Consider the following 229-nt stretch of genomic DNA (forward strand, 5'->3'; position numbering starts at 1 on the left):
AATCCGCTCAGTAGGGATTGCTTTGAAGATGAATGGAACGATATTGTTTTCTTTATCTTTGAAACACTTAGAGATGGGCGCAGTTACTTCCTCTGCTTCTTCAACTGCACTTGGTAGGAAGAATGATAGATTGTGTACTTTTGTTTTGTTTTCTGACATGTGAATGTCTCCTTTGTTTTTAAATTTGGGTAATAAAAAAACACACCCAAAGTCTGAATGTGTTAAATAA

General features: G+C 34.9%; 1 pseudogene. It reads right to left on the reverse strand.

Going from position 1 to position 229, the window contains the following annotated elements:
- Window positions 1-159 (reverse strand): annotated as a pseudogene (locus CHH91_RS21540) (phage tail assembly chaperone); the annotation flags it as partial.
- Between the last annotated feature and the right edge of the window lie 70 nt (window positions 160-229).

The organism is Virgibacillus sp. 7505 (genome assembly GCF_002272135.1).
GTDB lineage: Bacteria > Bacillota > Bacilli > Bacillales > Amphibacillaceae > Terribacillus.